Consider the following 10,736-nt stretch of genomic DNA (forward strand, 5'->3'; position numbering starts at 1 on the left):
AACTAATAACAATTAAAAAAGTGGAATTTACTATATCGTACGATCAGAGAGATATTCTAAAGCTTATTTATCACTAAGGAATAGCTCAGTATGAATGGTGTTATTGAGCAAAGTGGTAAGCAGTCCCATTATTAACATTGAATCAGGTTTTCTGGGATAAGCCAAGATTCAGAAAACCTAGTTCATTTATGGCAAACATTTACATTTCGGCTGTTTTAGCCATATTTTCTGCACACTTACGAGAATGGCTTAATAACATACCTAGCGAATTGGTTTCCTTAGTTAAACTTACCAAGACCAACTGACTATTAATGTGCATAAAAGCAATAATGCCGTGCTGATTTTCAGAGATGATGTTTTCACAACGACCCATTTTTAACTCAGCGGTCATTGTGTCACCCAACGACATCAAAGTACTGCCCATGGTTGCGACCCGTTCTAAACTATATTGGTCAGTCGTACGCTGCTTCATTGCACAAGTATAACCATCCACAGTGACGACCACCGCCGCACAGATAGCTTGACAACGATCCAACAAACCTTCTAACTGTTGTTCTAATTGCTGAGTGGCAGCTTCCGATAACATCAATAACTCTCCCCATTAATCATTTCAACTAAATGCCGCACCATATTGGCAACACTCTCTCTCGAGCGGGCATCAACTGCAAAAACAGGTAATTGAATACCTAATTGATGTAAATAATTTTGATAAACTTGCATGGATGGACGTGGTGCTAAATCCATTCTGGTCACTGCAATTACAGTCTTTGTATTTAAAATATATTCACGAAAAATATCAGTATAACGTGCTAAGTCCCCGACAGGGTCTGTACCTGCATTATCGACAAAAATGACCAAGCCTTGAGCACCTTGGATTAACACTTTCCACATATAATCAAAACGTTGCTGTCCTGGTGTACCGTACAGGCGTAATTTTTTACCAGACTCTAAATTCACCTCACCATAATCCATTGCAACCGTTGTAATGCTATGCTTAATGGCAGAGGAGGCGGGTAATTGTTTTTCAATCTGGTGTATTACAGGCTTAGTAAAATCAGAAGTTTGAATATCAGTATTAATCACTGGAATTTCGCTAATACTCGCAATTGCAGTGGTTTTTCCTGCCCCTAAACTCCCCGTAAAAACAATTTTATGTTCATTCATTATGGTTATGCAGCAGCTTGTTGGCTCAGAACAGCAAGTAAGGCATGAATTAAAATCGTCACATCTTGCGTTTGTCTCGGATCAATTTCAAATAATGGATAAACTTGACCGCGCTTCATCAACGCATTGTAATACTCATTTAAAGTGACATCTGAATTCACATCGGTTCGGGTAATACCTATCACAACTCCCGTCGTCTGAATAAAATCATGGAACGCATCGAGATAAAAGTTTAAATCCTCAACAGGATTAGGACGCGCGTTGTCAATCAATAATACTAAGCCAATACCACCATGAGTCAAAATTGTCCACATATAGTTGAAACGCTCTTGACCAGGTGTACCATATAAATGAATACGAGAGCTATCCTCTAAAGTAATATAACCATAATCCATTGCTACGGTGGTATTTTCTTTACGTTGCTGACTCTCTTCATCAGTACAGCGCACATCGGTTGCAATCGGCGGTATTTCACTAATTGCACTGATGGCAGTTGTTTTGCCTGCACCCATAGGGCCAGTAAAAATAATCTTGTCCATAACAGTGTCCAAAAATTTAGTTTGATTTATGGATAAGCATAGCAACTTTAGTTTAGAAACTCACGTTTCAACTTGACCTTTTAACCATTTTTTGAAACCACTGACTATTTATTTGGATAAAGTTTAACTTAAGTAAAGGTGGATCATTTTAGCAATAAATGAAGATTAATGCTTGTTTCGAGCTGGAAATAGAGGAGGAATCAGTAACTGAATAACATTATTTATCTATTTAAAATACAGCAATATCAATTTGATATTGCTGTATTGACAATCTTACTCAGCTACTTTTTAAATCACACATTTATTGCCAATTGCCAATCAGTAAAAAGGCCGACCAATAGTAAGGGTGTTGATACAAATAATAATCTGGATTGTTTAAAATTTGCTTTTGGGCATTTTGCAAAGCCTTTGCCATTGGTGTATCTTTTGTTTTTAATTGTTTATAAAATTCAATAACAACCGCGGGTGTTGCTACATCATCCACTTGCCATAAGCTTGCAAACGCACTTTTTACGCCTGCTTTAATCGCAACTCCAGCCAAACCCAGTGCAGCTCGATTGTTACCTACCGCAGTTTCGCAAGCACTTAAAGTTAATAAATTGACTTCTTTACCTTGCAAACGCATGAATTGAACTAAGCGTTCAAGTTTGTTCATACTGAGCTTGTCATCATAAGTCAAAATAAATGTATCAGATAAGTTTTCTCTAAATTGGCCATGTGATGCAATATGCAAAATGGAATAATCAATCTGCTTAATTTCTTTTTGCAATTTTTCAACCACGAAATCTTTGTTTATTAAAGGCTTATCTGCTTTATAGATTTTCTGAATTTCTTGTAACTCATAAGCTGCGCAAGGAATAGAGTCAAATCCTTGTACGGCTTCAGATAGACCACTTAATAATATGGAATTATATTGCTCATGTTTAAAATCTTTACTCAAGCATAAGCTAGGTGAAATCGCAATTGCATAATCTTCAACTAAGAATCGACTACCATTATGTAATGCAGCATAAGGCATGGTACGCAAAATACCTTCAGGGATAATGACTAAAGTATCAATCCCACGAGATTTGAATTCTTGTTCTAAAGGTTTAATCAACCATTGATATAAGGTTTGAGCAGGGGCAAGATAAGATGTATTAATAGGTTTACTTGCTTGGGATGTGGGTATATTACCGCGTACTGTAGGTGCGCATTCTGTCAATTCATCTGGCTTTTGACTAGGTTTAGCTTCTTGCTGTTTACCACGCACACTGAGTAATAATTTTTCATTGGGATGACGACGCAACGGGGCTAAAAATAAACTAACTTCCTCTTCTAATCGAGTATTAGTAATCGGAATGGTTTTTTGTAAAATAGCATCAGAAAAAGTGACTAGCAGTTCTAAGCGTTCTTCTAATGGAATAGGATAGATAACCGCTACATTAGGCGTAATAATCTGTTCAATCGGAATACAATTACCACCAGAGTCTAAACACGTATCTTGATAATAATTTTGTAATTCGGCTGTTTTATATAATTCAATCGTATGTCGAGCTTGATGTAATAATTCGGTGCGTTTCGCTTCACTGCTCATAGACGAGGCGTGCTTGAGCAGTAAATCTGCAAATTCATAATAAACCGTGGCGACTTGATCGTGAAAATTAAAAGAAGCACGACAATAACTTTCACCAATCATTTGATTACGCACATGGTGAAATGCGTCAATCGCCTGCTGATACGCATCAATGGCTTGAGGCATCTGATTTTGAGCATTAAAAATACGGCCAATTTGCCAGTACCAAGTATAAGCCAATTCGCTCATCCAACTTTGCTGAGCAAAAAATAGGGCTTGGCGGGTAAAGCTTAAAGCAGTTTGATACTGAGCTTGTGTTTCATATAATTTACCCAAATTACCATAGATATAAGATTTGGCTCTAGGATTATCCGTTATTTTGGCAACCTGTTGTGCTTTCAAGAGAATATCATAACTGAGTTTCAGTAATTCAGTACTTTGCTGGCTAAATTGTTCGTTAATATTTTGGCTAAGCTGAGATAATTTCAACAAACTTAATACTTTATCAAAACTGCTTTCTTGATTTGATATACTGCTTAATGCTTGCTGTAAATAAGATAAACTTTGGGCATAAGCTTTCTTATCATCATGATATTGATAGGCATTTTCTGCTTCTAAATAGAAATGAACTTGGACTTTGTAGAGTAAAATTTTGCCATAAAGTGGATTATGTTGGGTATTTTTTAATAAATCTAATCCAAACTGATAATTGGCTAATGCCGACTCATAGTCCATATCTTGCACTTGTAAATGGGCGAGTTGCAATAAGGCATCAGCATAGTATTCAGGTTTTCCAATCGATTTTGCAAGCATTACTGCTTGTTGAGCATGGTGTAAGGCTTTTTCGTCGTTAGGACTTTTGAGTAAATATAACCGGCTTAATTCATTGGATAACTTAGCTTGCAGTGGATCATCACGTAACTTAGCCCGCTCCAAGTATCGATCAGCAAGGGCTAATTGTTGCTCAGCTTGAATCATATCGCCTAAATGCTGGTAAATTTTGCTAAGATGGATATATATGTCAAATAGCTGAGATTCTGAAGGTTGCTCATTTGTTATGGATTGCCCAAAATATTCAATGGCTTGCTCATAAAAACCATATTTATAAGCCTGATGAGCTTCCTCTAAACTATTAGCAGACCCGTTACTACAAGCTAGACTAAAAAGAAGAATATAAAAGTATCGCATTGTTTATTCCTGTACCCTTGCCATAGATTGCACAAGAATCAAGCATCTGGCCAATGGCTTTATCTCTTGTGATATATTGTTATTATTGGGTTGTCGTTTGCTGTAAATAATTGGCTTGTAAGATACATTCGTTTGCTTGCATCCAAGCCGCTTGTTTAGCTTTATCCGCATTCCACAAATGTTTAGGTAATTGCTTGCTGGTAATAATTTGTGAAGCTGCTTCGCGCTGGTTAAGCTTTAGGTAATAAGTATTATTAGGTATCAACTGTACCCGTTTATAAGGCCATTTTAAAGTATCTTGATTTTTTGCCCAACGCAAATTAAGTGTTTTTTTAGAACCTTTAGCTTTGATTGAAAGGCGGCTGGCAAATGTTGCGTCATCGCGCCATAATAATACTTGTTCTGGGTCAATATAACACAAAGCACCACCTTGGCTCGCATTCGCTGCCCATGCAGAAGGTAGTTTAACTTGCTGATTCTGACCACGTTTACGCGGGCGTAGCTGATCTGAATATAACTCATGTGGATTATTCATATAAGCAGTTGAGTCATTGATGGCATCATCTGCAATAGCTAAATTAAACGAGAAACAGAAGGTGAGGAAAATAGTTGTGCGGGACAATAACATGGTCAAGCTCCTTGTCTTTAATATACGAAAGCATTAAATAAACTTATGTTCAACATTGTTCAATGGTTTAAAAGTGGGTTAAGCAAATTTTACACCACTCAACTCAATACAATGAGACCGATATATTACCTTTTGCTCTATTTGGTAGTACCTGTGCTTTTTGCTGATGAGATACGGTTCACGCATCTGACAACTGAGCAAGGTCTACCACAAAATAGTGTTTATGCCATTCATCAGGATAAACAAGGTTTTATGTGGTTTGGTACGTTGGATGGTTTGTGTCGCTATGACGGTTATCAATTTAAAGTCTATCGGCATAGCCCACAGGATAAAACAAGCCTTAGTCATAATGAAGTGTATACTATATATGAGGATAGGCAAGGTCAGTTATGGATTGGTACAGGTGGTGGTATCAACTTATTTGACCGAAAAAATCAACAGTTTATCCACTATCAACACGACCCTGCTCAAACTAATTCTCTCAGCCATAATATTGCTTCGGGGGGAATTATAGAAGATAAGCGTGGAGGCTTATGGTTTAGTACCGAAGGTGGTGGCCTTAATCGTTTTAACCCCAAAACCCAGCAATTTTTCCATTATCAGCATGATGAAAAACAAGCGGGTAGCTTAAGTAGCAATTACAGTTGGGCCTTACTTGAAGATAAAAAAGGCCGCTTATGGATCAGTACCGATGGTGGAGGAATCAATCGTTTTAACCCCAAACAAGGTCGCTTTACTTATTACCTTTATGACCAACAGAATAAAAATAATAAGCATAATTTTGTTACGGCTTTATTTGAAGATAGTCAAGGTATGATTTGGACGGCTACGGCCGCTGGCTTATATTATTACAGTGAAGCACAAGATAAATTTATATTACACCCTGCTTCCAATCAACTTACTGTGCCCAGTATTTGGAGTATTCAAGAAGATAAATTTCGCCGCCTATGGATTGGTACTGATGGTGGTGGCGTTTATATTTTAGATTTGAAAAATCAGAAGCTTGAAAATCATACATATCAAGCCAAAGAAAACGATAGTTTGAGCAATAATGCGGTGATTTCTCTGTATATTGATCGAGCAGGTAGCGTTTGGCTTGGTACTGATGGTGGTGGCATTAATCGTTATGATTTTACCCATGAAAAATTCAAACATCACTATCATAACCCCAAAGATTCTACAAGTTTAAGCGATAATACAATTACTGCTATTTTAGAAGATCAGCAGCAGCAATTGTGGGTTGGCACAGCAGAAGGTTTAAATCTCTATGATTTACAGACGCGTACCTCAGTTCATTACACTCATGACAAAGATAACCCTAATAGCTTAGGCAGTAGCTATATCCGTTCCTTATACGAAGATAAACAAGGTACATTGTGGGTTGGAACAGACCAAGCTGTACTACATCAATATCGTCCTAAAACAAAAGATTTTATTCGTTATGTCCTACGTGATAAAGATGCGGAAAGCTTAGATAGCAATATGATTCGTTCTATTGTTGAAGATAGCCATGGCAATCTATGGGTTGGGACACGCTATTGCTTTTGTCGTTTTGACCGCCAAACCGAACAATTTACTGTCCACTATCCTCGACAAAATATGAATAAAGGGCTAGCGAAAAATACCGTATTAACTATTTATGAGGACTGCCAAAAGCAGCTATGGGTGGGTACTCAGGGTAATGGCTTATTAGGATTTGATGAACAGCATCAAAAAATAGCGCATTTTGAACACCAGCCATACCAAGCGAATAGCTTAAGTAATAATAATGTTTCCAGTATTATTTCCCATCAAAATACCCTATGGATTGCAACATTAGGAGGGGGACTCAATCGTTTAGATTTAAATACAGGCCAATTTGTACATTATCGGGAAGCAGAAGGCTTAGCCAATGACACCATTCACGGTATTTTAAAAGAAGGTGATGAGTATTTATGGTTGAGTACCAACCAAGGCTTATCCCGTTTTGATTTACATAGCAAAATATTTAAAAACTATACGGTTGATGATGGTTTACAAAGTAATGAATTTAATTCTGCTTATTATAAAAATTCGCGGAATGAGTTCTTTTTTGGCGGATTGAATGGTTTTAACCAATTTTATCCAAAACAAATTCAAGATACGTTATATATTCCACCCGTTGTGGTAACTGGTTTTTCCTTGTTTAATCAAATTGTAGAACCGAATACTGACTCTCCATTACAGCAAGATATTACCACAACTCAACAAATCACTTTATCTCATAAACAAAGCTTTTTCTCGTTTGAATTCGTTGGGTTAAACTTTATCGAAGCAACTAAGAATCAGTATGCTTATAAGTTACAAGACTTTGATAGTGAATGGAATTATATTAATCATCGACGCAATGCTAATTATACTAATGTACCACATGGGGAATATATTTTTAGAGTCAAAGCATCAAATAATGATGGGGTATGGAATGAAGCGGGGACAAGTATCAAAATTAGGATATTACCAGCCCCTTGGCAAACTTGGTGGGCTTATGCTCTATACATTATATTACTGCTTTCAATCATTACTTGGTATGTACGTGCTCAGCAACTAAAATTACTGAAAAAACAAAAAGAATTAGAAAAAATTACCCAGTTTTTAGATGCACTCCCCGTGGGTATTGGGATGATGGATGCGAATGGCCAACTGCTTTATCATAATGACAAAGCGAATACCTTTTTTAGTAAAAAAGCTGATCCCAATATACTGAGCAGCAAAATACCTCAAGCTTATCAACTATATCATGCAGACACAGGGCAACTTTATCTGTCAGAATGCTTGCCGATTGTCAGAGCCTTACGAGGCGAAAGTTCGTCTGTGAGTGATATTGAAGTACGTTTAGCGGATCGACATACCTATTTAGAAATCTGGGGTAGTCCTATTTTAGATGACAATGGGCAAGTACTCTACGCGCTTAATGCAATTCAGGATATTACTGAGCGCAAGCAAGTAGAACAAGAATTACAACGTTATCGCTTACATTTAGAAGATTTGGTTAAAAAGCGTACCCAGGACTTACAACATACCAATGAACAGTTACAGCAAGAAATATTGGAACGACGCTTAATTGAAAGAGCTTTGCGTACCAATGAAGAGCGGTTTAATTTAGCCATGCAGGGCGCGAACGATGGGGTATGGGATTGGGATTTGATTTCTGGAGAAACCTATTATTCACCACGTTATTTGGAAATGTTAGGAATTAATTATGCAGATATTGGGGACTACAATAATGGATGGTGTATCTCATTACATCCTAATGATGTAGATAAATTTATTAATGCCTTATTATGTTATGTCGATGGGAAAACACCCGCATTTGAAGTTACTTTTCGAATGAAACATCTTAATGGGCATTATATATGGATTCTGGGGCGTGGTATTGGAGTGCGTGATTCAAATGGAGAATTTACCCGTTTAGTCGGCACTCACATGGACTTGACCCAGCAAAAACACATTGAACAAGCTTTGCGTAAGAGTAAAGAACATTTTAGAACGATTTTTAATAATGCCGCAGTGGGAATTAGCATTATTGACAGTGAAGGCAATTACGTCCAAGCCAATTCAAAGTGGGCAGATATGCTGGATGATGACTTGGTTTCAGTATTACAACGCACTGAACAAGATGTCACTTGTCCTCAAGATCAAGAAATGAGTCAAGCACAATTTTCTGCTTTAATTAGAGGAGAAGTGGATTTTTATCAGCTTGAAAAACGTTATGTTCGTCAAGATGGTAGTGATTTCTGGGCTGATTTCTGGGGCTCAACCATCCGTAACTTAGATAATCAATTAGAAGCGGTTATTGGTATTGCAGTTGATATTAGTGAGCGTAAACATGCTGAAGCCGCATTGCATCAGAAAAATGCAGATTTAACCCAAGCTTTACAACAATTGAAAGCCACCCAAGAAGAATTGATTCAATCGGAAAAAATGGCTGCTCTAGGACAGCTAATCGCAGGTGTTGCGCATGAAATTAATACACCACTTGGCGCAATTCGGTCATCGGCGAGTAGCATTAATCACTTTTTATCCAGTACTTTGGAACGATTGTCACATTTATTTCATGAGCTGCCAGAAAATAAACAGCAACTTTTTTTCAATTTATTGTACCGTGTAGTGAATCAACCTTATTGCAATTTTTCTTCTCGTGAAAAACGTAAACGGCGTAGAGAGTTAACCCCTCAATTAGAGACTTATACGACGGATGCAACCTTGCTGGCAGATAAATTGGTCGATATGGGTATCTTCGATAATATTGAAGATTTGATTCCATTATTTACAGAGAATGGAAGTGACGATATTTTAGATATTGCTTATCAATTTGCCAATTTACAACGCGGTATTAAAAATATTACCGTTGCTTCGGATAAGGCGGCTAAAGTAGTATTTGCGCTGAAGAATTTTTCTCATTTCGACCATACTGGTGAAAAAATAGAAGCCGATATTATTAACGGTATAGAAACGGTGCTTACTTTATATAATAGTCAAATGAAACATAAGGTTAAAATACATCGAAATTATTCTGAAATACCTGCAATCTTTTGCTATCCCGATGAGCTTAATCAAATGTGGACAAATTTAATCCATAATGCGTTGCAAGCGATGAATCATCAAGGTGAATTGTTCATTGATATTGATATACAAGAAATGAATATTGAAATCAAAATAACTGACACGGGTTCTGGCATTCCTGATGATATTAAACATCATATTTTTACCCCATTCTTCACCACAAAACCTGCAGGTGAAGGCAGTGGCTTAGGTTTGGATATTGTACAAAAAATTGTTACCAAACATGATGGCAATATTGATGTAGAAAGTTGTCCAGGGAAAACCACTTTTACGGTTCATTTGCCTATTTCGCTGCCTAAGTAAAAAGTTAGCAAAAATCTGGATAGCTCAAAGAACATTTATATTGATAAAACAAGGATGCAGCATAGCTTAATAAAGATTCGATCCTTGTCATGAAGAATGATTCTTTTCACAAATCGTCTATTTTATAGTTGATCCCGTTTAAAGTGAGATGGATTCACTCATCATTATAGTTGTTTTACTTTAAAGTGATACAGGACTGGCAGTCCTCGATTTTAAAACTGATTGATATTTAAATTATAAAAGGACTGCCAGTCCTAACACATAAATCAAAATTGACTATAGTTAGTCAGAATTTTTAGCATTCAATCCTTGAGCCTCATAATTTTGATAAGAGGTTTGCATAATGTGTTTGATATGCTGAATAAATAAGGATAAATCCGCTTTACGTAAAAAGCTCTTGCGCCACACTAAGCCAATTTGGCGATGTGGGCTGGGTTCTTGTAATGGGATTAGAGCAATTTCCTGATGATTTAATTGTTCACCATACATGGCCATTTCAGGGATAAAAGTCACGCCTTGTCCACCAGCAACCATTTGCAATAACGTATATAAACCCGTGCCTTGAAATGTAGTACGTAAAGCTAAATTATCTAATTTACAGGCAGATAGCGCGTGTTCAGTTAAGCAATGCCCTTCTTCAAGTAGCAATAATTCTTGTTTAGGTAATGTCTGGGTTGAGATTGAGGCCTGATTTGCTAATCGATGTTGTTTTGACACCGCGACCCGAAAATCTTCCTGCCAAAAAATCTCATGCTCAAGCTGACGAATCGGATAAGGA

Annotated in this window: 7 protein-coding genes; 1 reads left to right on the top strand and 6 read right to left on the bottom strand. The window is 37.0% G+C overall.

The window, feature by feature from the left end:
- Positions 1–199: 199 nt before the first annotated feature.
- The 5 genes from ABXH34_RS11330 to ABXH34_RS11350 form a co-directional block, all read right to left on the bottom strand.
- On the bottom strand, positions 200–586 hold the full coding sequence (locus tag ABXH34_RS11330; protein ID WP_353571996.1) for a roadblock/LC7 domain-containing protein: 387 nt from the start codon (positions 584–586) through the stop codon (positions 200–202).
- Positions 586–1,164 carry a GTP-binding protein gene (locus ABXH34_RS11335; protein ID WP_353571997.1) on the bottom strand — a complete coding sequence of 193 codons (579 nt, stop codon included), beginning with the start codon at positions 1,162–1,164 and terminating at the stop codon, positions 586–588. Before ABXH34_RS11335 ends, ABXH34_RS11330 begins: the two co-directional genes overlap by 1 nt.
- A 5-nt stretch (positions 1,165–1,169) precedes the next feature.
- Positions 1,170–1,703 carry a GTP-binding protein gene (locus ABXH34_RS11340; RefSeq protein ID WP_353571998.1) on the bottom strand — a complete coding sequence of 178 codons (534 nt, stop codon included), beginning with the start codon at positions 1,701–1,703 and terminating at the stop codon, positions 1,170–1,172.
- 301 nt (positions 1,704–2,004) lie between these two features.
- Positions 2,005–4,446 (bottom strand): CHAT domain-containing protein, encoded by a 2,442-nt coding sequence (locus ABXH34_RS11345; RefSeq protein ID WP_353571999.1) that lies wholly within the window; start codon positions 4,444–4,446, stop codon positions 2,005–2,007.
- Positions 4,447–4,528: 82 nt separating this feature from the next.
- Positions 4,529–5,074: a hypothetical protein gene (locus tag ABXH34_RS11350; RefSeq protein WP_353572000.1), complete on the bottom strand. Its 546-nt coding sequence runs from the start codon at positions 5,072–5,074 to the stop codon at positions 4,529–4,531.
- A 153-nt stretch (positions 5,075–5,227) separates the two neighbouring features.
- Here ABXH34_RS11350 and ABXH34_RS11355 point away from each other — a divergent pair, with 153 nt between their 5' ends.
- Entirely contained in the window at positions 5,228–9,958 is a 4,731-nt protein-coding gene (locus ABXH34_RS11355) for a two-component regulator propeller domain-containing protein (RefSeq protein ID WP_353572001.1), read from the top strand.
- 282 nt (positions 9,959–10,240) lie between these two features.
- On the opposite strand, the gene ABXH34_RS11360 is transcribed toward ABXH34_RS11355, so the two are convergent.
- Positions 10,241–10,736: hydrogen peroxide-inducible genes activator (locus ABXH34_RS11360; RefSeq protein WP_353572002.1), on the bottom strand; the 496-nt coding region annotated here is incomplete at its 5' end.

The sequence above is a fragment of the Candidatus Albibeggiatoa sp. nov. BB20 genome, assembly GCA_016744725.1.
GTDB lineage: Bacteria > Pseudomonadota > Gammaproteobacteria > Beggiatoales > Beggiatoaceae > Albibeggiatoa.

What these genes read in the sequence shown, in the direction of transcription:
- ABXH34_RS11340 (WP_353571998.1), bottom strand. Translation starts at nt 1,703, where the DNA reads ATGGACAAGATTATTTTTACTGGCCCTATGGGTGCAGGCAAAACAACT.
- ABXH34_RS11350 (WP_353572000.1), bottom strand. Translation starts at nt 5,074, where the DNA reads ATGTTATTGTCCCGCACAACTATTTTCCTCACCTTCTGTTTCTCGTTT.
- ABXH34_RS11330 (WP_353571996.1), bottom strand. Translation starts at nt 586, where the DNA reads ATGTTATCGGAAGCTGCCACTCAGCAATTAGAACAACAGTTAGAAGGT.
- ABXH34_RS11345 (WP_353571999.1), bottom strand. Translation starts at nt 4,446, where the DNA reads ATGCGATACTTTTATATTCTTCTTTTTAGTCTAGCTTGTAGTAACGGG.
- ABXH34_RS11335 (WP_353571997.1), bottom strand. Translation starts at nt 1,164, where the DNA reads ATGAATGAACATAAAATTGTTTTTACGGGGAGTTTAGGGGCAGGAAAA.